The 24,247-nt window shown below is 44.5% G+C and carries 20 protein-coding genes; 4 read left to right on the forward strand and 16 right to left on the reverse strand.

Annotated elements, in window-relative coordinates; genetic code table 11:
* Nucleotides 1–10: 10 nt before the first annotated feature.
* Nucleotides 11–1,429, forward strand: a complete 1,419-nt coding sequence (locus tag FDP09_RS16630; protein WP_137403742.1) for a fibrobacter succinogenes major paralogous domain-containing protein — start codon at nucleotides 11–13, stop codon at nucleotides 1,427–1,429.
* On the opposite strand, the gene FDP09_RS16635 is transcribed toward FDP09_RS16630, so the two are convergent.
* Together FDP09_RS16635 and FDP09_RS16640 are read right to left on the reverse strand one after the other, a co-directional pair.
* Nucleotides 1,430–2,452: an inorganic phosphate transporter gene (locus tag FDP09_RS16635; RefSeq protein WP_137403743.1), complete on the reverse strand. Its 1,023-nt coding sequence runs from the start codon at nucleotides 2,450–2,452 to the stop codon at nucleotides 1,430–1,432. It abuts the gene before it with no gap.
* Nucleotides 2,453–3,625: 1,173 nt separating this feature from the next.
* Nucleotides 3,626–4,024 (reverse strand): SRPBCC family protein, encoded by a 399-nt coding sequence (locus tag FDP09_RS16640; RefSeq protein ID WP_137403744.1) that lies wholly within the window; start codon nucleotides 4,022–4,024, stop codon nucleotides 3,626–3,628.
* Between the two features lie 150 nt (nucleotides 4,025–4,174).
* Between FDP09_RS16640 and FDP09_RS16645 the strand changes: the two genes are divergently transcribed.
* On the forward strand, nucleotides 4,175–6,907 hold the full coding sequence (locus FDP09_RS16645; RefSeq protein ID WP_137403745.1) for a hypothetical protein: 2,733 nt from the start codon (nucleotides 4,175–4,177) through the stop codon (nucleotides 6,905–6,907).
* A gap of 60 nt (nucleotides 6,908–6,967) precedes the next feature.
* Here FDP09_RS16645 and FDP09_RS16650 read toward each other — a convergent pair whose 3' ends face one another.
* The 10 genes from FDP09_RS16650 to holA all read right to left on the reverse strand — a co-directional run bounded on the left by FDP09_RS16650 (nucleotide 6,968) and on the right by holA (nucleotide 18,534).
* Complete coding sequence (locus FDP09_RS16650) at nucleotides 6,968–7,540, reverse strand: hypothetical protein (protein WP_137403746.1); 573 nt, start codon at nucleotides 7,538–7,540, stop codon at nucleotides 6,968–6,970.
* Nucleotides 7,541–7,672: 132 nt separating this feature from the next.
* Nucleotides 7,673–8,332 carry a tRNA (guanosine(46)-N7)-methyltransferase TrmB gene (trmB, locus tag FDP09_RS16655; protein ID WP_137403747.1) on the reverse strand — a complete coding sequence of 220 codons (660 nt, stop codon included), beginning with the start codon at nucleotides 8,330–8,332 and terminating at the stop codon, nucleotides 7,673–7,675.
* A gap of 1 nt (nucleotide 8,333) precedes the next feature.
* Complete coding sequence (locus FDP09_RS16660; RefSeq protein WP_137403748.1) at nucleotides 8,334–9,626, reverse strand: bifunctional folylpolyglutamate synthase/dihydrofolate synthase; 1,293 nt, start codon at nucleotides 9,624–9,626, stop codon at nucleotides 8,334–8,336.
* Between the two features lie 7 nt (nucleotides 9,627–9,633).
* On the reverse strand, nucleotides 9,634–10,590 hold the full coding sequence (locus tag FDP09_RS16665; protein WP_229683533.1) for an energy transducer TonB: 957 nt from the start codon (nucleotides 10,588–10,590) through the stop codon (nucleotides 9,634–9,636).
* 175 nt (nucleotides 10,591–10,765) lie between these two features.
* Entirely contained in the window at nucleotides 10,766–11,158 is a 393-nt protein-coding gene (locus FDP09_RS16670; RefSeq protein WP_137403749.1) for an ExbD/TolR family protein, read from the reverse strand.
* A gap of 57 nt (nucleotides 11,159–11,215) precedes the next feature.
* Nucleotides 11,216–11,911: a MotA/TolQ/ExbB proton channel family protein gene (locus tag FDP09_RS16675; RefSeq protein WP_137403750.1), complete on the reverse strand. Its 696-nt coding sequence runs from the start codon at nucleotides 11,909–11,911 to the stop codon at nucleotides 11,216–11,218.
* A gap of 1 nt (nucleotide 11,912) precedes the next feature.
* Nucleotides 11,913–12,683 carry an SPOR domain-containing protein gene (locus FDP09_RS16680; protein ID WP_137403751.1) on the reverse strand — a complete coding sequence of 257 codons (771 nt, stop codon included), beginning with the start codon at nucleotides 12,681–12,683 and terminating at the stop codon, nucleotides 11,913–11,915.
* 106 nt (nucleotides 12,684–12,789) lie between these two features.
* Nucleotides 12,790–14,475, reverse strand: a complete 1,686-nt coding sequence (locus FDP09_RS16685; RefSeq protein WP_137403752.1) for a TonB-dependent receptor — start codon at nucleotides 14,473–14,475, stop codon at nucleotides 12,790–12,792.
* A gap of 29 nt (nucleotides 14,476–14,504) precedes the next feature.
* Nucleotides 14,505–17,495 carry a tetratricopeptide repeat protein gene (locus FDP09_RS16690; RefSeq protein WP_137403753.1) on the reverse strand — a complete coding sequence of 997 codons (2,991 nt, stop codon included), beginning with the start codon at nucleotides 17,493–17,495 and terminating at the stop codon, nucleotides 14,505–14,507.
* A gap of 16 nt (nucleotides 17,496–17,511) precedes the next feature.
* Complete coding sequence (gene holA, locus FDP09_RS16695; RefSeq protein ID WP_137403754.1) at nucleotides 17,512–18,534, reverse strand: DNA polymerase III subunit delta; 1,023 nt, start codon at nucleotides 18,532–18,534, stop codon at nucleotides 17,512–17,514.
* A 335-nt stretch (nucleotides 18,535–18,869) separates the two neighbouring features.
* On the opposite strand from holA, the gene FDP09_RS16700 reads away from it, so the two are divergent.
* Entirely contained in the window at nucleotides 18,870–19,619 is a 750-nt protein-coding gene (locus FDP09_RS16700; RefSeq protein WP_229683532.1) for a tetratricopeptide repeat protein, read from the forward strand.
* A gap of 296 nt (nucleotides 19,620–19,915) precedes the next feature.
* Here the strand turns inward: FDP09_RS16700 and FDP09_RS16705 are convergent, their stop codons facing one another.
* The 4 genes from FDP09_RS16705 to FDP09_RS16720 form a co-directional block, all read right to left on the reverse strand.
* Nucleotides 19,916–20,122, reverse strand: a complete 207-nt coding sequence (locus FDP09_RS16705) for a hypothetical protein (RefSeq protein ID WP_137403755.1) — start codon at nucleotides 20,120–20,122, stop codon at nucleotides 19,916–19,918.
* 636 nt (nucleotides 20,123–20,758) lie between these two features.
* Nucleotides 20,759–21,592, reverse strand: a complete 834-nt coding sequence (locus FDP09_RS16710) for a universal stress protein (RefSeq protein ID WP_137403756.1) — start codon at nucleotides 21,590–21,592, stop codon at nucleotides 20,759–20,761.
* A 17-nt stretch (nucleotides 21,593–21,609) separates the two neighbouring features.
* The gene (locus tag FDP09_RS16715) at nucleotides 21,610–22,530 is read right to left on the reverse strand and encodes a 2-hydroxyacid dehydrogenase (protein ID WP_137403757.1); all 921 of its coding nucleotides are present in this window, start codon (nucleotides 22,528–22,530) and stop codon (nucleotides 21,610–21,612) included.
* The gene (locus tag FDP09_RS16720; RefSeq protein ID WP_137403758.1) at nucleotides 22,531–23,145 is read right to left on the reverse strand and encodes a DNA-3-methyladenine glycosylase; all 615 of its coding nucleotides are present in this window, start codon (nucleotides 23,143–23,145) and stop codon (nucleotides 22,531–22,533) included. It lies immediately after the preceding gene.
* Nucleotides 23,146–23,217: 72 nt separating this feature from the next.
* Between FDP09_RS16720 and FDP09_RS16725 the strand changes: the two genes are divergently transcribed.
* A complete protein-coding gene (locus tag FDP09_RS16725; protein ID WP_137403759.1) occupies nucleotides 23,218–24,069 on the forward strand; it encodes a DUF2911 domain-containing protein in 852 nt (283 codons plus the stop codon).
* The last annotated feature ends 178 nt before the right edge of the window (nucleotides 24,070–24,247 follow it).

Genomic DNA, 24,247 nt, shown 5'->3' on the forward strand with positions numbered 1-24,247 from the left:
TGAATTTACCATGAAACACTACCTATCCCTTTTTATCCTCTGCGTATTCCTCGTCACCAGCTGTGTACAGGAAAGCATCGAAGAACCCAAGATGGGTACGGTGAGTTTTTCCAAGGTCACTTTTGAGCACTTTGGTAATGTCTCGCCAAACGGCCGAATAGCAGCCGAATCAGAATGGAAGCATATCTTCACCGAATCGGCCACGCTGCTCATTACCAACAAGGCCACTGGACAGGAATACACGCTGGAGTACGATCCCAATGACTTCACAGAAGCCTATCAGCTCCAGCTGCCCTTTGGGGAATACACAATATTCTCGGAAGTGGAAGGCGGGGATTTTGAGACCTTCCTGCCCTTTACCATTTCTGGGGAATTTACCTTGGACGAAACCAGCCTGGACATCAGCCTGCAAGGCAGTACGGAATACGGGCTGGTGACGGTGAAGAAGGAATTTGTCCAATCCGCCAACCTTGACGGTGAGTATGAACTGGTGATCTGTGACCAAGGAAAGATCCTTTACCTATACGCCAAAGCAGGCCTATCTCCCACCCTCACCATCTATGAAAACTTCAATGGCCAAGCCCTGCAAAAGGAACTGGCCATTTCGGCTTACAACCATTACCACCACTATCTCAAATTGACCGAAAGTCAAGGGAAGGTGAACTTTATCGAGCTGGCCATTGGGCCATTTGAGTACCATGAGGAATACTTTGAGATCGGTGGAGAAGGAGAAATCACCAGCGTGACCGATGCGGATGGCAATGTCTATGAAGTGGTAAAAATCGGCAATCAGTACTGGATGGCGGAAAATCTTCGAGCAGTTACCTATTGTGACGGCACGCCTTTGGAGACATTTATGCCACCTGGCATTACCATGTCCTATGGCTTTAACGAACAGCCCGATTATGCTTTCATAAAAGCAGATAGATACACCTCCGAAAACAATTATTACTACAATCGAGAAGTGGCTAGGAATGAAAAGAATATTTGCCCATGCAATTGGCATGTATCGACCGATGAAGACTGGATGGAGCTTGAGCGCTACCTAGGTATACCTGAGTCCGACCTCTATAGCCGTAAAAGAGGCTACGACCAAGAAGCAGCCGACCAACAGATGGCACTGGACTGGCCTGATATCTATGGTGCAGTACCTCCGGAATTGGACATCACCAACTCCACGGGATTTACCGCTTACCCAAATGGCCGCTGGATTTATGACATTGACGAAACAGGCGAAGGACTTCGCTGGAATGCTTTTTCGTCCCATGCCTGGTGGTGGTCTCCCAAAGAAGATTCGCTAAAAATGAGAAGTGTTCAATCTGGAAACTTCTCAGTGTCACCTGAAGAAGTTTCCGCCATTTACCGAATGGGCAGCTCTGATGGAGCACGAGATGGCCATATTTTGAGTATCCGGTGTGTCAAGGATTAATCAAACCAAAAATACCAAGGTCAACACATAAGCCACCAGAAACGCAAAGATCGGAGCTACCGCCCAAACCAGAAAAAACTTCCTGACGGTGGGTTTTCGGAAAGTGGCCTTGGTGCCATCCTTGCTGATGCTCAGCGCAATAAAAGCCGCGCCATTCAGCTGAACAAGCGAAGTGGGAATTCCCTGCATGATGGAGGCATAAAGCAGCAAACTGGCCACGATCATCGCAATCACCGTCGCATGGAAAGGCGTGGGCTCCACAATGCCCTTGCCAGTAGCTTTGGTGACCTTATGCCCCATCAGCGAACTCCCGATCGCAAAGCATGGCGCCACGATCAACACCGATAAAATGATAATGGGCAAGAAATTTTCGATGGCCTCACCCCCAATTTCATTGGCAGTAAGTGAGGCAATCGGTGCGGCGGCATTGGCCACGTTATTGGCGCCAATGGAAAAGGCTACGTAAAGTGAGGAAAAAATCAAGAGACCCTTTAGCACTGGATGCGTGGACAATTGTTTGTAATCGGAAGTAAGCATCTTTTTCTGGACTAATGGAAACACCCATCTGCTCAGCACCAGCATCAATCCAAAAGCGACCACCGGTAATATCAACCAAGTAGGCAAAATCACATAGAAAAATTGTCGACTGTCAAAAACACCCAACGCTGTCGCCGCGCCTGCAATAGACAAAACCGTTGACTGGCTGGTGGACTGGGGCACGCCAAGTAAATTGGCAATCAAAAGTGAAAGGCTAATGGACAGGAGAATCAAAGAAGTGGCTTCTGGTGTAAAAAAAGAAGGATCCAACAAGCCCTTTCCCAAGGTCAATGACACTTCCTTACCAGCCAATAAAGCTCCTACCAGCACCATAATCCCAAATAATCCCGGGATCAAACTCCTGCGGATGACACTCGCCCCATAGGCTGCTGAAAAAGCCGGTGCCGTACCACTTCCTCCCATATTTACCGCTAAAAACATGGCTAATAAAAATGGAATGGTAAGGGAATTAAACAGCTCTGACATAATACCGTTGTGAAAACAGGTGAGAATATTAATTTAACAAGTGGCAAAAATAGCAAATAAACACATAAACCCTATATGTTTAATAGGGATTATAACTTTTAACCAGTTCCCGTTCAAAAAATCTACACAGCTCAGTCATGGACAATCGCCTCCTACTCTGTAGGGAAAGCATTTTTCGTAAAGACCAACTATCAACTGAGTTAAAAACTTAATGCCAGTTAGTTCCGCAGCACAGCTGTCGGAACAACTTTTTTTTTTACAAACACCTTCGTGCCTTGGCGAATTAGTGGCTTCCTTTTTTTGCCATAAAGACACGAAGGCTCCAAGGGAATTTTAGGGACAACTCTGCTCCTGCTTGCCCCAGTTTTTACAACACCTTCGTGCCTTGGCGACTTAGTGGCTTCCTTTTTTTGCCACAAAGACACGAAGACTCCAAGGGAATTTTAGGGACAACTCTGCTCCTGCTTGCCCAAGTTTTTACAAACACCTTCGTGCCTTGGCGGCTTAGTGGCTTCCTTTTTTTGCCATAAAGACACGAAGACTCCAAGGGAATTTTAGGACAACTCTGCTCCTGCTTGCCCCAGTTTTTACAACACCTTCGTGCCTTGGCGACTTAGTGCCTTCTTTTTTTGCCACAAAGACACGAAGACTCTAAGGGAATTTTAGGGACGACTTTGCTCCTGCTTGCCCAAGTTTTTACAAACACCTTCGTGCCTTGGCGACTTAGTGGCTTCCTTTTTTGCCACAAAGACACGAAGACTCCAAGGGAATTTTAGGGACGACTTTGCTCCTGCTTGCCCAAGTTTTTACAAACACCTTCGTGCCTTGGCGGCTTAGTGGCTTCCTTTTTTTGCCACAAAGACACGAAGACTCCAAGGGAATTTTAGGGACGACTATGCTCCTGCTTGCCCAAGTTTTTACAAACACCTTCGTGCCTTGGCGGCTTAGTGGCTTCCTTTTTTTGCCACAAAGACACGAAGACTCCAAGGGAATTTTAGGGACAACTCTGCTCCTGCTTGCCCCAGTTTTTACAACACCTTTGTGCCTTGGCGACTTAGTGGCTTCCTTTTTTTGCCACAAAAACCCGAAAACACCATGAAAACCCTCGTCTTGGAATCATGGTTTGATCAGGAATTAATCCGGCTTGTCAGATAAAAGTTATGGAAGACGGGTTTATTTGCCTTCACAATAGTCCTTCAGCCGTTTTAAAAACATGGCCCAATGGTAATTGCAAAACCTGTAAAAATCCGTCAATTCCCTCCAGTCATAGTGCTTTAACACCACATCGGTAATCCCATCCTTCTCAATAAGCTCAAAACTGATCTTGGTACCGATCCACTCTTCATCCGAATCCACGCACTCCCAATGCACCTTTTCATCCTCATTGAGCTCCAAAACCTTCATTTTGGTGATATAGCCTTCATCAAAATCAAATTCATTAATAGCACCCACCTCTGGGCGCACGGACAGTTTTGGAGTCCAAACTTTGCCAAGTCCCTCTTGGGAGATCAGCGCCTGATAGACTATTTCTTTGGGAGCTTTGATGGGGTTCAGGTGTTCTATACTGGTCATTTCAAATTTACGTTAAGTTGACATCGTTTATTTCTATACGAAAAACCGCATAATTATGTCTCATTTTATACAAAAACTGATCAATTTTACCGGTTACCGCTTTAATTCCTAAATTTTCAGTTATTTTACCATAGCACACTCAATAAGTCAATGTCCTTTATACTTCCACGTCACGAGTTAACATCATTTTTTGGTTTAATCCTGTTTCTTTGCGCAGTATCCCCTATTCGTGCCCAGCGGCCGAAGCTTGCTTCGGATGCAGCAATAGCAGAAAAAATCTATCTACAGACTGACAGCGAGATTTATATTAATGAACAGGTCATTTGGCTAAAGTTATTTGTGGTCGAGGCAGCGACCAATAGGCCCACCAAACTAAGTGGTGTCCTCTATGCTGAGCTGATCGATGCCAATGGCAATATCATGGATGAAAAGTTGGTGAAAATTGAAAATGGGACGGGCAACAGTTTTTTTGAGCTTACCAATCAATACCTTCCGGGCAGGTACATGCTCAGGGCTTATACGGCTTGGAACAGGAATTTTGGTGATACATTTATCTCCAGAAAGTATATTGATATTTATTCTTCGGAAGAAGAAAAGCGTTTGACCCCAATTCAAAACACGGTTGTTACTGAGGAATCAAAAGCCAACTATTTGCTTTCCGCTGAATTTCTTCCCCAACGGATCGATAGCCTCCATTCCAAAAAACTGGATGTTTTTATTAACCTTGGTGAGGACACAGATTCCCTCAGTATAAAAAGCCAAGATGGCCATGTTTATTCTTTTCAATATCCCATTACTGCAGTTCACCACCTCGCTACTTTGGGGATGCGTACAATAAATGGTCGGTACTATTCCAAAACCATCGCCCTTCACCCTTCCCTGCCGGAAGTAACCTTCTATCCGGAAAGTGGCCACTTGGTGCACGGAATTTTGAACAGGGTGGTTTTTAAGGCAACTGATGTAAAAGGTAATGGCCTAAATATCACGGGAGCAATTACCGACAATGATGGGAATTTCATCTGTGATATCACCGGTACCCACTTGGGATTGGGTACATTTATGCTCAGACCAGACAGCAGCAAAACCTATCATGCTGCTATCAACGCTGTTACAGATAGCACTGAAACGCACACATTCAACCTTCCTAAGGTAAAAAGCAATGGTAATACCCTCAACGTAAACACCTTCAAAAACCAAATCAGGCTCTCGGCGTATTCTTTTCCAGCCACACAGGACAGTGCATATATCAAAGTATCCTGCCGGGGAGTCAATTACTTTTTGCTTAAAGGACCGATGGCCAATGGCCAGATGGCTGCTGCTATAGCCGCTGACCAATTGCCTAACGGGGTAATTGCATTTACGCTACTCGATTCCGATAGGCGCCCCGTTGCCCAACGGTTATTCTTCAATAAAACCGGAAGAGATGAGGTTAATATTGAAATAAAGGCTGACTCTATCACTTATCATCCCCGCTCCAAGATGGCTATTTCTGTAAAAGTCTCGGACAGCACAGGAAATCCAGCACCTGCGCAAATAGCTGTTAAAGTGGTCAATAAACAACTTTATGGCCCTCTGCAAGAAAAAAATACCAATATTGAGTCTTTCTTTTTGCTAGAGAGTGACTTCGATGGCGGAATAAAGCAACCGGGATATTACCTAAGCCCACAACATCCCACACGCCTTCAGGAACTGGACATGCTCATGATGACCAAAAACAGGACCTACCGGTACGGCATCAAGGAGCACCAGCTAACCATTCCCCCCGAGCCTTCCCTAAAAGTGGCAGGAACTGTCAGCAGTGCTTTTTCCAAAAAGAAGAAAAAGGAAGGCATTGACCTGACATTAATGGCTTTTGGGGAAGAAGCTTCATTGCTAAAACAGCAAACGGATAGCCTTGGGAGATTTCATTTTAACTTGCCTGACCATTTTGGCCAGCACATCAACGTCTTGCTCCAGACCGCCAATGCAAATGGAAAAAAACGCAACTATACCGTCCAACTTGACCGGAAGGAAGTCCCTACTGTTCACTTTGATCAAAGAGAAGCCATCTCCATAGTGGATAGTGTAAAGCATCTCCTGGTCAAAAAACAGCAAGAAAAACACACCGTGGATGAGGCATTCAGGCTTACAGGCGATTATATGGAGCTGGAAGAAGTGACAGTAGAGGATTACCTACTCACTCCCCAAAGGCAAAAAGTCATGGACCGGTTTGGCAAGCCGGACGATGTCATCGACGGCGAAGAAATCGAAGCTAGAGAACAGAAATGGTCCTATGGACTGTATAGCGTGCTTCTGTTCAATTATCCCGAAAAAGTCAGGATCGAGCGTGTAGGTGGAGCAGGTGGCTACTTGTGGGCCGAGGTAAACAACAGCGAAATGACCTTGGTAGTGGTGGATGGCATTCCTGTGATGAATTACAATTATGACCTCATTCCCAATATCCCACCATCCGAAGTCAAAAGTGTGGAACTTATCGAGTATGCCAATAATTTTTCTCGGCTCTTCATGGAAGTATATCCCCAAGCTAGCCCCTTAGAAGCTCCGATGACAGGAAATGTAATCGCCATATATACCTATGCGGGCAAAGGTGTTTTTTCGGTGGACAAACCCGACGGAATTCTTAAAGCTTCCGTGCCCATATTTTCCCCTAAAAGAAATTTTGAAGCTCCTGATTATTCCAAGCTTACCCCACAAGAACGCATTAAACCAGACCTAAGAACACTCATCCATTGGGATCCTGCCCTAACGACAGACGGCAAGGGCAAGACGCTAATTAACTACTACAACGCAGACATCCCAGGAGAAATGCTAATCATCATAGAAGCCATTACAGAAGATGGCAAAACAGGTTACCAAAAATTCACCTATCAGGTGAAGGAATAGAACATAACAAATAGAAGAAAATTTAACTTGTGGTCAGAATTTAACCGAGGTGATGTGTCGCTAGAAGCTGGCTGTCAACGAAGACTTCTCCCTAAAGGTCCCATGATCCAAATCAACCGTAAACCGATTCCCATCTGTGGAGTGAATAACCAAAAAAGGTTTCCCGGCTGTATCCTGCTTATAAGTATAAGGATTCCCTGTTTCAGTCAACCAATAATAATGTAATTCTCCTTTCTTTAGCTTTCTACGGGGAATATCCAGAGATCTACCATTAATGGGCGAAGGTACTTTTTGACCATTCTTATAGATTTGGATCAGCAGTTCATCTTTACTGTACCAATTCTCAACATAAGTAAAGTACTGTCCATCATTGGACAAGGCTCCCATTGGTTTACCAGCATAGCGGTAAGGTGCTTCCCAAAGCAACGTTTCTTGGCCATTGGCATGTTCAAAAACCTTGATCTTCCAGTCTGACCGATAATCGGTCTCTCCTTTATCAGCGTCTATTGCCTGAATTTTAGCAATGTACTGGCCATTTTCGGATAAAACCGTAAAGTCGCACCAACAAACCTCCTGAGCAGACAACTGGTAAAAACAGCAAAACAATAATACAATAGCAAGGAAGTACTTCATAAAAATATAGATTAGATTAGCACATAATTTTCATGATATAATATACCTATATTCCACCTAACGCTTGATCAATTTAGGTTATCAAACCATTAAATCTATCAATAATCAGCCCCCACTTATGAAATACTTAACCTACCTAAACTGAAATTTCAAATACTTTATCTTCTCTCCTTTCGCGCTGAACATCGCTTCATACCGGGTCTTGATGCCATGGTGGTCATCACGGAAATCAGAACTGTAAAAATCATGAGTGTACACAAGATCGGTGACATCTTCCCGTCCTTGCAGTACGTCTAACGTATAGTCAAACAGGCCAGTATTATCTGTTTTAAAGTGAATCCAGCCTTCTTCTTGGATCAAAGGTTTATACATTTCCAAAAATCTCGGAGAAGTCAATCTTTTCTTTTCGTCGCCATCCCTCGGACGGGGATCAGGAAAAGTAATCCACAGTTCATTGATTTCTTTTCCGGCAAAAAAACGGTCAAGTAACTCTATCTGCGTCCGCAAAAACGCCACATTCTCCAATCCTTCCTGGATGGCTATGGTGCTTCCTTTCCAGATTCTGGCACCTTTTATATCGACACCGATAAAATTCTGCTCCGGATACTCCCTGGCCAATCCCACGGTAAACTCCCCCCTTCCACAGGCCAGCTCCACCACAATCGGCTGCTCGTTTTTGAATTGCTCCTTTCTCCAGTTGCCCTTAATGTGTTCGAAGATACCCTTGCCTTCTTGGACGACGTTTCGATTCTCCTCATTGGCCTTGAACCTTGCCAGCTTATTTCTGCCCATTTTATAAGTTTTCGATTTCAGCGACCACAAAGGTACTGCCTCCGATAAAAATAAGGTCGTTTTTTGATGCTTTTTTTCTAATTTCGGCCAATGCTTCATTCACATCCCGGATGACTTCGCCGATGATGCCTTGGGCTGCGGCTTTTTCCTGAAGCTGATCAGCGGGAAGTGCCCTGGGAAGGTTCGCTTCACAAAAAACGTATTTTGCCTCCTTTGGTAACAGACTGAGCACCTTGCTCAGGTCCTTGTCGTTAACCATCCCTAGGATAATATAAAGCTGATCATAGGGCATGGCTTGAAGCTGTTCCACCAGCTGGCCAATGCCATCTTCGTTATGACCGGTATCACAATACACCAACGGGGATTCTCCTAATTGCTGGAACCTGCCTTTCAATCCGGAAATCCCCGCAGCATGGGCTAACCCAGCGTGTATGGTTTCTGGTCCAATGGCAATCCCTTTTTCCTTTAAAACCTCCAACACCATTAGGACTCCGGGCAAGTTTTTTTCCTGATACTTCCCAAAAAGATCTAATGAATAGATCATTTTACGATCATTTTTAACAACTTGATAATCACATACTTTTGAATTATTATTTAAACCAATTTGTTGCACTTTGAAAAATTGGTCGGCAAAGAAAATAGGTGCTGATTGCTGCATTGCCCTGGACTTGAAGACTTCGATGGTTTCCGATTGGGTTTGGCTGATGACCACAGGTACTCTTACCTTGATAACACCCGCCTTTTCCCCAGCTATTTCTGCCAAGGTCGTCCCTAAAAACTGGGTATGGTCGAGTCCGATATTGGTGATCAAACTTACCTCCGGAGTAATCACATTGGTGCTATCCAGTCTCCCGCCCATGCCCACTTCGATCACGGCAAAATCTACCTTCTCCGCAGCAAAATGTGCAAAGGCCAGTCCCACCGTCATCTCAAAAAAACTGGGTTTAAGGGCATCAAGAAATCCCCGGTGCTGGGCTACAAAATCGACCACTTTGTCTTGCGGTATTTCTTGGCCATTTATCTTTATCCTTTCCGTAAAGGACTTTAAGTGAGGAGAAGTGTACAGCCCCACTTTATACCCCGCCTCCTGGAGAACAGCGGCTAGCATATGGGAAGAACTCCCCTTGCCATTTGTGCCTGCTACATGGATGGATTTAAATTGCTTATGTGGTTGCCCGAGATGCTCGCAAAGCTTAAGGGTATTGCTAAGGTCTTTCTTAAATGCCGCAGCGCCAATGCGCTGAAACATCGGCAGTGCATTGAACAAGTAGTCCAACGTCTCCTGATACGTCATCTGCTGATTAATCTACTTTGATGATAAAGGTGATTTTTCCTTCGGAAAAGTCAGCAGCAGGATTTCCACCTTTTCGCTTAAAGGTAAGTCCATTCACTACTCCCCGATAATAGGAAAGCACTTCATTGGTCACATTATAGGTATCTGGCATGGCCCTGACCACCTTGCCGTTATCATCCACGGTAATTTTGAAAACAATTTTCCCGTTTCGATTAGACACCCGGTCTTGGATATTGGGCTTGCTGGCAAAATCCCAACCGGCAAGATCCAGGTTATAGCCTGCGCCATTTCCGGCATTTCCCTGCCCAGACTGCATCAATGACCTGCCATCAATGGTGCCTTCAGGATTCCCTTGGTCACCTTTCTGCGTGGATGTTCCTTCATTACTGCCTGCAGAGGCATTATTGCTCGTTCCCTTATTGCCCCCGGCACCAAAAATAGCGCGTTGGTCAATTTTGGGCTTTTCTTCTACCTGCTCTTCTACTTTCTCTTCCGTTTCTTCTGCAGGCTTGGTCACGGGATTTGCTTCTTCTTTTGGTTGCTCAGGTTCTTTTACTGCTTCTTTACTCTTCTCACTGCCCTTTATTGGACTGGCGGTATTAGAGCGGGTTTCATAGCTGCTCTTCGATTCGGTTGGTTGGGGTTGAGCCTCCGGTTGGGCTATGGGCTGGGCTTCCGGTTGGGCAGGCTCAGGAGTCTCCACAGGTGCTCCCGGCGCAGGACTTTCATCGCTGATCTGCTCACTCTCTGAAGGCGGTGTCTCGGTTTGTTCATTACCGCTTCCCACTTCCGTAAAACCGAGGTTGAGCTCCAGGCCAAACTGTGCCATTGGCGGCACCGGCGGCCTCCAGACCACAATAAAATAGATACCCACCAACACCAACACATTTATAATGATGGTAATGATGGTTGCTTTCTTTTTACTGTCAAGCTCCGTATGTTGTGCCATTCCTTCCGCCTGCATCGTTGTATTGTTGAACTGTCGAATTGTGTGATTATTAATCGGTAACCATGGCTCAAAGCCCTCGCCTACAAAACTGCCTTCCTCTTCTACAAGACTAATGTCTATTGTCTCGCTATTCTAATCCATGTACCAAATACCAAATACTACATATTCAATACTAGTTATTGAACATCGCCTACTTATAAGGTCTAGTGGCTATCGACACATTCGCCTCCAGTTTGGCAGCTATGCCTCCTATTTCCACCAAATATTCCACCGGTACTTCTTTATCGATGTGAAGCACGACTTGTCCATCCTTTCCTTTAAGTAACGAAGTCAGTTCACTTTTGATTCCCTCCCGCTCCACGATCTTGTCGTTCACGGAATACTTGAGGTCTTTGGTCACCGTCACGGTCACCTCCTGCATCACAATATCTGCTGTTTCACTGCTCGGCAAGTTGACGGGTAATCCAGAAGGGGTTATGAAGGAAGAAGTCAGCATAAAAAAGATCAACAACAAGAATATAATATCTGTCATGGATGACATGCTAAATGCCGCTTCTACTTTATGTTTTGATTGTAATGCCATATAATTGTTTCTTATCAAAAAGAACTACTGATCAGTAATAAATGGTCACATTAGTCCTTATTTCTTATCCTGTAGCAGGTCCATAAACTCCACCGTGGTATATTCCATGTTGTGGATAAGTTTGGATACACGGGCCACAAGGTAATTATATCCCAAATAAGCAATAATCCCTACCACGAGTCCTGAAGCGGTAGTGATCATGGCTTCATAAATTCCTGTGGACAGTAATTTTGGAGAGACCATCCCTTCTTCTTGGGCAACTCCGATAAAAGCCCGGATCATCCCGGCGACGGTTCCCAAAAAACCGATCATTGGCGCAGCACCGGAAACGGTCGCCAATAGGCTCAGGTTTTTTTCCAATTTGTAGATTTCTATTTTTCCAACATTTTCAATTGCCACTTCAATGTTCTTTAGCGGACTACCGATTCTTTCCAAGCCTTTCGAAATCATATTGGCCACAGGCGTATCTTCCTCCTGACATATCATTTTGGCACCCCCAATATCCCCTGTCTGCACCATCATTTTTACCTGGTCCATCATACCTTTTGGAGTTTGGGCTGCTTTTTTGAGGGTGATGATGCGTTCCACAAAAATGTATATCGCCAAAATGAACAGCGCATAAAGTGGGATCATCATGTAACCTCCTTTGATCAATAGATCAAAAAGCCCAATACTCTGGGCGGTATTTTCCATGGTAGTAAGGGAATCCGCAACCGCTTGACTATCGGTTGATAAAGTCTGTAGTAAGATCATATTAGTATTTAAAAACCCATAAAGTTTCTTCGAAATTCTTTTGCTCTCGCTCAATCATGGCCAACGCTTCATCCACATTGTCAAAATCCTCAATGGCCAATTTATAGAACGAAGAACCATAGCCCGGAAGTACAATGTAAGTGTTGTATCCTTTTTTGTTTAACCGATCGGAAAAATCTTTGGCAAGGTCTCCATCAATAAATGCGCCAACAGTCACAAAATAATGTGGGGCATCACTTTTTTCACTGATTTCCGTAAGCGTCGGTGCCTTGGGAGCTTCTTCTACCGGAGCGGGTGTTTCTGGTTCTTCTATGGCAGGAACTGGCTCTTTGACCTCTGGCTGAACCGCCACCTGCTCTGTAACTACCGGCATTTCCGGTGATTTGAACACAAAATGATAGACACCAAAACCTAACAAGCCCAAGAGCAACAATACCAAAATGATCCAACCCGCCTTATTGTTCTTCTCTTCTTTTTCCTCCTCGTCCACTGGCACATATCCTGCCGGAGCAGCTTCAGGAACCGCTTGTGCTGCTGCAGTAGTCTTGGACTCGGCTTTGGGAGGTACGGCCTTTTCAGGATTTTTCTTTGGAACAGTTTTTTTGGGGGAATCTTTCTCAGATCCACTTCCCGTAGGCACGGGAATCACAGAAGGACGGGAATCAGACTTGTCTTCCTCACTGGATATAGGAGTGATTTCGATTTCAGGCAAGCCAAAATCCTTATCCTCGTCTTTTCTTTTCGATTTTTTTCCCTGGTTCTTGTCTGTCATTCTTCTGCTTTCTTGGTGGTTTAAATTGCTAAACTAAGATAAAACCCTCAATTACTCAATATGGCTCTAATGAATAATTACACAAGATCAATCCATCTCACCAAAACTAAAATTTAAAGGTCACCCCACCAATCCCCTGGATTCCACGGGATTGATAATTCCAATATCGCTCATTTTTTTGATTCAATAAATTATTGCCTTTGGCAAATACCGAAAACCGATCGGTAATTTTATAATCTATCTTGACGTTAAGGTCCAGAATGGGATTTAGCGTGTCCTCGTTTCCTGTTTCAAGGTTTTTGGCATAAATCCCCCCCATCATATCCAATCCGGCTTGGATAAGCCATTTTTCATCCGGTGTGAAGGTATTGTGAACATTGACCTCCCACTCAGGACGCTGCCAGGGACTGGCGGCTCCATTGGGATTACTACTGTCCACATCATCTAGCGTATAATGGTAATAGTTGGCCGCAGCGGTAAGATGGTAGTGATCACTAAAGCTATAGCCCAAAGATCCCGTATAATTCAGCACCGAGCCGTCATTGTACAGCACTTCAAAACGTGTGCTGTCAGCCTCTCCATTGGCATAAAAATGCATATTGTCATAGTCTCCATAAGCAATGCCCAGCTTATAGGTGAAGGCATCGTTCACGCTGCCTTTGATCCCTCCTTCAGCCCTAAATTTCTGTACCGTGTTCAGCAGTCTGTCACTGGGCCCGAGGTAGGGATTTTCCATTGCAAAACTATAATAGGTATTTCGCTGTACATCTCCTGCATACTCGCCATACACTGCAAAAGCTTCATGGATGTAGTAAGCTGCGTCGATCTTAGGGAAAACATGAAAATCTCCGCTTTTACCCTCATATGTGTCGTTTTCATTGATGAAATTCACCCCAGCGTTAACTTCAAACATTGTCGTTTTATACCTCACAAAAGGGGTAAGCTTCGCGTAGTTTCTGTTGATGTCATTATAATTGATATCAGAGGGTGAGGTCAAAAAGGCAGCAACATCCAAACCAGCACTCAAACCTTCATTAAAATTATAATAACCCAAGCCCGAAAAACTTGCTTCATGCTCCCTGGCGGAATAGTCGTCATTAAAGAGCCTTAACCCTATCTTAGCTTCATAATTAAAGGGGTCGTCTTTCCCTATATTCCGGATGCCCCCCTGACCATAAATGGTACTGAACAATTGCTGAATGCTATCCGCCATCACTTCAGTACCGGGCGCATACCCATAAAAATGATACCGATCACGATCATACCCTACTTCACCAAAAATCTCCACAAACTCCGTGAAATAACTGGCATTCAGCCGGATGTTTGTGTGATCCTCAGCAGAATTCTTCTGATCCACTGGCCCTTCATAGTATCCCTGGTGCCTAAGCATCACACCGTAATTCAGGTAGTCGCTTTCCAAGTTATTGACATATAGATCAGCCAGAGGAGACTGGTAATTGCCATACCCTAGCCTGACAAGACTATGGTAAAGCGTTTCATTGTTAGACGTAAACTGCTTTTGGTACGGCTTGACCTCAGATTGACTGGGAGGAAGCGTAAAAAAGAAATCCCTGGCATCATAGCTAAAACTGCTCTTGCTTTCAGGCTGCGGCAATGCCGGAACCGTTTCAAAGTTACGCGTTCGCTTTGGCAGGCTCAACACCCTATCCTTTCTGATGATAAACTCTGCGTCTGTTACTTCACCACGCTCATTTCCTTTTTGGTCTTGGGCATACACAGAAACCATAGGTAAAAATAGCGATAAATATATGATCTTAAGTGCTTTATTCATCTTTTCTTTAATCAATGCATCAATAAAGTTTATGGCAAGGTGGCTAACTCAGCTTTCGCTTCTTTAATGACTTGTTCGTTTTCTGAATTCTCAATTACCGATTCCAGCGTGGCTTTTGCTTGGAAATTCTCATTAAGGGATTTATAGTTTCTGGCTAGCAGCACAAAGCATTTTCCGTACCAATAATCATACACCGCATATTTCTCTGAGAAGCCAAATATTGTTTCATTGGACTGGGTATAGTTCTCGGCTTTGCGGAACGTATCCGCTAACAAGAAAAGTGCCTCCGCTCCTTGCAAACTGCCACTCTCATTGACCAAGGCCATCAGTTCGTCTTGGGCTTCCGAAGTTTTATTGGTTTTCAGAAGCGATTTGGCTTTGATGAGCTGGGCATTGGCCTTGGCATCCGCCGTCACATCACCGAGTTCGATCACCTTATTGGCATAGAAATCTGCCGAATCGTATTTGCCCGTTTCATAATAGGCCATCATCAACCCTTTGTTGGCTTCGTATTGCTCTATCCTGTCACGGGCCACTTTGGTGCTGGTGATGAAGTAAGGGATGGCTTTCTGATAGTTTTTATGCTCAAATTCGATCTCCGCTATCCGCTGTATGGCCTTGGCCTTTTGGCTCGAAGCACCCATTTTTTCCAAACGGTAAAAGGTCTTCAATGCCTCATCCTCTTGCCTCATTCGCAAATAGGCATCACCGATAAAGTACGTTGCTTCGTGTTTCTGCGCCGAATTTGGATAGTTGCTCAAGTAAGTTTGAAATGCCTGAATGGACTGCTGGTAAGACTGTCCGAAAAACAGGTTTTTGGCCGCTTCATATTCTACACCCTGCACGCTTTCGTTACCGGGATTGGAGTTTTTATATTCTGAAAGGTAATTGGAAAATTCCCCGGACCTGCCTTGCAGCGTCAGTGCCTCCTGAAGACCTACCAAAGCAGCATTTGCATTTTCTGCATTCGGATATTGCCCCAATATCTTCTTGTAGTCATTGATGGTCTGGTCATACTTCTTGAGTGAATAACTCGCTATGGCCCTTCCCTCCAATGCAAATGGCACAAAAGGACTGTTGGGGCTTTTGGTGATCAGCTCACTATAGCCTTTGCTGGCCTCCGTATAGTTGGATTCTTCCATATTTATCTGGGCTTTTTGGAAGATAATATCGTCCCTAAAACGGCTATTTGGATAGCGGTTGATGGCCCTGTCGAGTTCTGCCACGGCTTCCCTATTTCTATTTTGGAAGTTAAGCACCACACCAGCCATGTAATGGGCATAATCGGAAGATGGATTGCGCTCATTAATGGCCAAACGGAACGTGCTTAGCGCCGGATCAAGTTTCTTCTGAATATAATAGCAGTCGCCCAAGCGGATCAGTGCATCATCATAATAACTTTGTACGTTGGAAACCTTCTTTATTTTGTCCGTATAGGATTTGAATTGGTTTTCTGCCTTGGCATACTCCTTGGTATTAAAATATGCATACCCCAGGCCATAGTGGCTTTTGATCAATGCTGGATCCAGGGATGTCAATCGCATGTTCATCACCTGCTCATAGGCCGCAATAGCACCTTTCAAGTCTTCTTTTGCAGCGTAAGCCTCCCCTTTTCGATAAAACGCTTCGTGCACGATCCCCTTATCCACCGGATAGGTGATCGATTTGTCAAAATAAGTAATGGCTTCATTGTACTGCTTGTTGCGATAGTAGGTAAGCCCTTGATAATAAGTTACCTTTTGGTAAGCAGCCCTGATGGCCGGTGATTTATTGCTCATGCCTTCGATATGCTGGATGGCACGAAGGTAATTGTTCGTATTGATCAGTGCATCGCTCAGCAAGGTCTCTACCTCTCCGACATGCTGTCCATTGGGGTAGTTGGCCAGGTAACTGTCCATCGCATTGATGGCTTCTTGGAATCCTCCCCGCTCTAGGCTGAGCTTGGAGTAGTTAAACAAAGCCTCTTCTTTGATGGCGGGGTCATCATCACTTTTGTAGGCAGCACTGAAGCTGGTCACAGCGTATTGGGGATTTTTTAGCTGCAGATAGGAATGGCCTAGGTAGTAACTGGAAACTTGGCCGAGCTTATCCTTTTCCAAGGCTACTTGCTTAAAGTAATCCGTAGCTTTTTCATATTGCCGTACCTTAAATTGGGCCACACCAGCCTTATACATTTGTTCGCGCGTCATGTCACCTTTTCCAGCCTTGGTGGCCGCATCGTAATAGGTCGCGGCATTGGTAAAATCGCGCTTCTCAAAATATGCCTCGGCCAGTAGCAGGTAAATTCCCTCTTTTTGATCCAAATTGCCCCTGGATTGGGTTATGGGCGTGACATAGGTGATCAGCTCATCATACTGCTCTTGGCGGTAATAAAGCTCCGATAGCATGTAAGGAACTTTGGACTGGTACGTCGGATAGCGGTCCGCCTGCTTGAAATCGGCTATGGCTTGATCATACTTGCTTTGCTGCAACGCCACATAGCCGCTGTAATAGAATCCGTCTCCTGTATAATTGGTCTGCATCTTCTTCACGGGATCGAAGTAGCGGGCGGCATTGGCATAATCCTTTAACTGGAAATAAGCATAGCCCATTTTAAAATACACCTTTGACCGTTGTTCAAGAGATACCACATCTACATTGACCAAGTCATATGATGCTATGGATTTTTTATAGAGGCGCTTATCAAAATAAAAATCACCCATTAGAAAAGCTGCCTCATTTGCCTTGGGATCATTGGGATAATCGTCTATGATCTTGCCTACCAAACTCGGCCCATCGGGATTATCCAATCGCAAAGCGGATACAGCATGGTAAAAATCCACATCTATTCGCTGTGACGGGCTCAACTCGGCCGCCTGTAACTTTTCGAATTCCAATTTGGAAGCACTGTATTGATGCTTGTCAAAAAGCTCATAGGCATCATCGATCTGCTTCTCCAGTCCTGTCTGATAAATGCCGGACTGTGCCTGTGCCTGATAAAAAAAACCTGTGGCCACAAACAATAATAATAATTTTCTCATGGTAAAATGGTGTACCTTAATGCATCAATTTAAATACAAGTTCCTTGAGGATTTCTGGCTCGTTCATACCATTGGCGTCGATACCCTTTGAACGAAGATCAGCTTCCTTTAAGTATCCGATGTTATCAATAACCTTGCCTAAAGGATAGTTTTTGGCCGCAATCATATATTCTTTCATAAAATACGGGTTGACCTTTAGTTTTCCTGCCAGCTCACGCTCCCCTTGGCTTTTGTTGGCATGCACCAATAGTAATCTCGAAAAGTGCAGGTAAAGCAAGGCAATGATCGGGATGAGTGGATTGGACTTTGGGTTTTGACTAAAATAATGAATGATCTTGTTGGCTTTCAGGACATCCCTAAAGCTCAATGCCTTGGTCAGTTCAAAATTGTTATAGTCTTTATTGATCCCGATAAACTGTTGAATGTGATTGCTGTCGATCTGCACCGGCTCACTGAAGTTGATCAGCATCTTATCGATCTCATTGGTCAATACCTCCAAGTTGTTCCCGATGGATTCTGCCACGATCTGACAGGCCTTGGGCTCAATGGTAAAGCCCTTGCTTTTCATGTAGCCGTCTATCCAAGGGCTGAGCTTATATTCCGGCACCTTAGCGGATTTCACCAACACGGCTTTCTTGTCAAGCTCTTTGGCCAATGCCTTCCTTCCATCCAGCAACTTATACTTGTGTGCAAACACCAAAATGGTACTCGGCAATGGATTGGAGAGGTAATTGATCAGCAAATTATCACCTGCCTCTTTGCCCAGGTCGGGAAGGTTTTGGGCTTCCTTGACGATGACTACTTGCCGCTCGGCCATCATCGGAAATCGGCGGGCATTGGTCAGGACGGTGTTCATGGAGGCGTCCTTCCCATACATCATGATCTGGTTAAAGCCCTTTTCGTGTTCCGGAATGGCATGTTCTTCAATATAATCCGTGATCTCATCTATGAAATACGGCTCCTCTCCCTGTAAAAAATAAACGGGAGCATATTTCCCGCTTTTCAACTCCTTTATTACTGCTTCAGGTTGGTTTGGCATATCTTACTATTTCTACTCAAATATAGAAATTATTGGCATCTTGGGAATAATGAAATGGGATATTCCTTCGATAAAAATGCAAGGCTTCATCTTGATTGATTTCGCGGTCTCCCCAACCATGATCTAGGCAATATTATCGGAAAATACGTCCCGTACGGAAGAGGACACAACCGATATGTTGGCAGCAGATTCCGCTGAGGTAACCATTGCAACGGGATATGCCCAGCTGTACAGGAGGAAAATCATGCTCAGCTAACCTTCCACCTTTTCAACATTAACTCCTCTCCTGTTAAACTTATTCAAACAATGGGCTGTTATAAATATTGTTGCTAATTTTGGCAGAAATTAAAAGCATAGAGCGCGTGAGTGATATCAACCAAGGCATTTCGCTGTACAAAGAAGGGAAATTTGAGGAGGCACTGGGGGTTTTTGACCAACTACTGACCAAGAGTCCACAGCAACCACTGCTTTTGCTGCATCGGGGACGTATTCTTTCCCGAATGGGCAAATTGGATGCGGCATTGGAAGATTTTGACCTGCTGATCAAAGCGGACAATTATAATGCAGACTTTATCAGTGACCGAGCTGTGGTACTGCACCTCCTAAAACGCAATGGGGAAGCATTGTCAGAACTTGACCGCGCCCTAAGCTTAGACCCCAATAACCCCTACCGCTACTCGAGTAGGGCTTTCCTAAAAGACCGCATCGGTGACCTGGAAGGAGCCATTGCAGACTACGACAAAGCCATAGAAATGGACCCGGAAGATGCCATCTCCTATAACAACAAAGGCCTTGTCGAAGAAAAACTAGGCTATAAAGAAAGGTCAAAAAAGAGCTTTGATAAAGCCGACAACCTGGTAGGATATCAGCCCATAAAGAAGAAAGACACCCATCCCCAAAAAGATTCCTCCTCTCCTAAACCGGCTTCCGAAACACCCGAACAGCTCAAAAATCAACCTAAAAAGCAGGATGGTGGCCTGTCATTTGCCAATTATTGGAAAACTGTAGGGAAAGTCCTTGGCAATAAAAGTACACGGGCAGAGTTCTTCGATTTCGTCCAATCCAAATTGGGGAAGAAAAAATAAAGGGGCATTGGCTTCAGCGTAAAGATTTTGCTTCCGAAAGACATTCGCTAACATCCCCCCTTAATCTCCTAAAGGGGACTTTCTGGCCATTACCTCCGAGGACGGGGTAGTTTTAAAAAAACGAAAAGACCTTTTTTCTTTTTGTTTAACCCGGATTTAATGCCGTTTAGTTAAGGCCATTTCCCTGTTTTCACCTGCTAGGAGTTTCTTTTCTATTTGACTTTAACTGTATGGCTTTGGCCATTTTGGTGGATTTTATCCTTTTCCTTTTTTCCCCCGAAAGCCTTCGGGGCAGGCTATTGATCGAAAAAAGAAAGAAAAAAATCCAGGCCGGTGGTATGCCTTTTAAAGTGGGACATGGATTTACCCTGCGACCGAGATCCGTCACCCATTTTAATTTCCACCCGATGGCTACGGCCTAAAAGCGAGTGGGTCTCGCTGTTCCACGACGCGAGCCAACTCCCTTTCTTAACAGCCTCCACCATCGGGTGGAAAACAGGCATACCAAGGGCCGTAATAAGGAAGCGATACCTTTTTGGGACTTATTATTATAAAACCGTCACTGCGAGGCTTAGAGGGAGGCCTGAGCGGGTGGAAGCCGTGGCAGCTCGCCGCGGCGAGTTGCCACACCCTTTTCCAACCCACATCCTCCTAAAAAGGGTTCGCAATGACGATTTTAATACAAAAATTAAGTCGAGCTCAGGTTATTAACTGAATCCGCCTTGCAGGTATTGGGCGTTAAGAAATTAAAAAGCGGGTGGGCAAAAAGGCAGGCTTGTTTGACAAAATGCTGCCCAAAAAGAATGTTGGCAGCTAAAGAAGGTTTACCTGGCTTTAGATAGGCCTGCTTGGCTTTAGACAGGAGGAGTTTGCCTGCATGAGGGGAGGTTTTAATTTTAGGCCAATAGCTGCACACCTGTGCGCCGTGGCGTAGCGGCGGGGTTTTGGGTTACTTTTTTGACCTGCAGCAAAAAAGTGACAAAGGTATAGAGGTGAAAACCACCTAGGAATTTAGCAGAAAAACAATAGAACCAATATTTCCAAGTACATACTAACTAAACGGCATTGAACCCGGATTATAGGTTCAACCCGATTGCGCTGGCTTCGTACCTCGTACCTATTACTTCGTACTTCATCCCCTACACCTTCTTGATTACCCAAAGAGGTTTATTAATGAAATAAGACATTTTCTTGGAGATGTTTTTAGTAAAAAGCTGATCAAACCAACTCTTTTTCTTACTGAGCGTAACAAGGATATCTCCTTTGGCAGTCAAAAGGTAATTTTCAAGCCCCAGCCCCACTTCATCCCTGAAAGTCTTCAATACATAACTGGTCTTTTCATAGCGGATAAAGGGCTTGATCTCTTCTACCATGGTCTGATGGAGGGCCTTGTCTATTGCTTTTACGCGTGTGCCCACATGGACGATGTCTATTTCACTGTCATAAAAATGAGCCATTTCCACTACTTTTTGAACCGCCAATTTATCTTCTTCCAAATAGTCCGAGGCATAAACAAATTTACGCGGAGGTTTAAAGAACACTTTTCGAGGTACGATAAGTACATCATTTTCTGCCCTTCCGATGACATTGCTGGATTTTGTTCCAATAAAATTCGTCTTGATATCATTGATCCCTTCCGTGCCCATGACGATAAGGTCTATTTTGTTGGTCTTGGCATATGTTATGATGGTTTCTACCGTTTCGCCTTCTTTCAACACCGGTACACAAGAGCGAAGTCCTTTATCTTTACTCTCCAACAACACTTCTGCCACCAAATTTTCCATTTTTTGCCGGACAAAATCCAATTCATCACTTTTGGGTTGCTTAAACAGCTTCTTGTAATCCTCCATGTTTGGAACATGAAAAACAATCAGCTCTGCCTTATATTTTTCACCCAGCTTAGCGGCATATTCAAGTGCGTTCAGCGAACATTCCGAAAAATCAGTTGGGCATAAAATCTTAAAAGTACTCATGTCGGTTCATATTTTATTTAATATCCTTTCTTTCTATCTATCTGATTTACTAAAGATTGTCCCTTTATTAGATTCCAGTAATTTTCAATGATCTGGGGAGCAGCTGCCTCCGGATTGGTAATGCTGGCTATATGAGGGGTAATGGTAATCCCTTCTTGCGCCCAAAACGGATGTTCTTCTGGCAGAGGTTCTTTCCGAAACACATCCAGCAGGGCACCGCTCAAAAGCCCTTCATCCAAAGCGGTAATTAAATCCTCTTCCACTAAGTGTTTCCCCCTGGCCACATTGATCAGATAGGTTCCTTCTGTGCACTTCCTGAACAATTCCATGTTCAAAAAGCCATCTGTATTTTTGGTCAATGGCAATAAGCAGACCAACACATTCGATGTTGACAAAAACTCTTCCAACTGGCTCCCATGGTAATAAGGATGCCTAAAGTCCGGTTTCGGGCTGTTTCCGTATCCGTAAACTTCTATGCCCATGTAGGATAACTTGTCCAGCACGTCACCTCCCAGCTCTCCCACTCCCAGCACACCAACCTTCACGGGGATTTCTGGATTACTCATATCCCATTTGCGCAGTTTTTTGTCCGCTTCATATCGCCTGATCTGCCGGTGATAGTTTAGTACCCCCATGACTACATAATTGGTCATGGAAAAGGTCAATCGCGGATCCACAATCCGTGTAATGGATACATCCTCTGGAATAGTATCATCACCAAGGATATGGTCCACGCCCGCCCCCATCGAGCAGATGAGCTTTAAGTTGGGAAAGGACTGCAGGGATCCCTTTGGATGCTGCCAAACCATGGCGGTGGTCACCTCTTCCGGATGCTTGATGTCCGGATAGATTTCCAAGGGGATATCTGGGGCTTCCTTTTTGAAAATCTCCAACCACGGCGAAATGTCTCTATTTGGTGATATTATTGCTAAACTCATTTATTTTTTGCTTACGTATGGATTACTCTTGATATAAAACCTCCAAGGAAGCTTGGCATCTTCCCCGGCATAGTCCACCCCAATCCTAGTACTTACATTAATTTCAAAATTAACGTTATTCATTTCACATACAATGCTGATTATACCATTTTTTTGATATAAGATCACATCATTGTGCAAAGTACTGATTCCCAATGCCTGCGCTGCCTTACCTGGGCCATTGGTAAGCTGCAGATCAGCCGTTACTTTTCTGCGCTTTCTCATAATAGGTTTTCCTTCCAAGGGCTCTACTGCCCTGATGAGAACAGCTTTGGGGATTCCCTCTGGTTGAGTTACGATATTAAACAGGTGATGGATGCCATAACAAAGATAAACGTAACTTCTTCCCCCTTCGCTGAACATTACCTCCGTTCTTCTCGTTATCTTGTTCGGAAATGCATGACATGCCTTGTCTATGGTACCATCATAGGCTTCTGTTTCGACAATCCGGGCGGTAGTGTATTCCCCATTTATTTGTGTTACGATTATTTTTCCCAAAAGATGCCGCGCTATTTCTGTTACATCCTCTTTCAAAAAGAACGATTTGGGAAGAACATCAAGGTCGTTTATGATCATGTACAGCCTGTTTTAGAGTTTATATCAATTAAAACCTCATATAATTACCATTTAATCTAACGTATAAAATCTATGAAGCTTATCGCAACTCCATTTCTTTTACTTTTGGTGCTTATTTCGTTTGGGACGACAAAGGCACAGCAAATCCAAATGCCACAAGCAAGTCCTGCAGCAGCCATCAGTCAAAAAATAGGCCTCACGGACGTGAAACTAGAATATAGCAGACCAAGCGTCAAAGATCGTAAAATCTTTGGCACCTTGGTTCCTTTCGGTGAAGTGTGGCGGACCGGTGCCAATGCAAGTACCAAAATATCCTTTAGCACTCCAGTGACCGTGGAAGATAATGAAGTCCCTGCTGGAACCTACGCCCTATATGCTATTCCCAACAAAAAGGAATGGACTTTTATATTGTCTGACAACTTGGAGCTGTGGGGTGCCATAGGCTACACTCCTGAAAATGATGTCTTGAGGTTTACTGTTCCTGCCAAAAAAAGTAAGGAAGCGTACGAAACCATGGAGCTGAGCTTTAATGACATGACCGATACCGGTGCTACACTTAACCTCCATTGGGAAAAAACGGCTGTAGGTTTCCGCATTGAGACCCAAGTAGATCAAATCGTGATGGATCAAATCCAGGAAATGGTCATCGACGCCAAAACGGACAATCCTGGATTGCTTTACCAGGCGGCTTCCTATTACTATACCAATGACAAAGACATGGAGCAAGCCCACGAATGGATAGAAAAATCTGTAGCGGCAGATCCTAAATATTGGACCGTACATCTCAAAGCAAAAATCGAGGACAAACTGGGCCTTACTGAAGAAGCCATCCAAAGTGCCCAAATGTCCAAGCAGCTGGCTGATGAGGCAAAAAATATGGATTATGTCAATCTTAACGACCGATTGATCAAGGCACTGCAATAAAGTAATTATAAACCTCAGTTCGATTATAAAATCGTCACTGCGAGGCTTAGAGCGAGATATGAGGGGTGGAAGCCGTGGCAGCTCGCCGCGGCGAGTTGCCACACCCTTTTCCAACCCACATCCTCCTTGAAAGGGTTCGCTATGACGCTTTTAATACTAAAATTAAGTCGAGCTCAGG

It is taken from the genome of Echinicola rosea (genome assembly GCF_005281475.1).
Lineage (GTDB): Bacteria > Bacteroidota > Bacteroidia > Cytophagales > Cyclobacteriaceae > Echinicola > Echinicola rosea.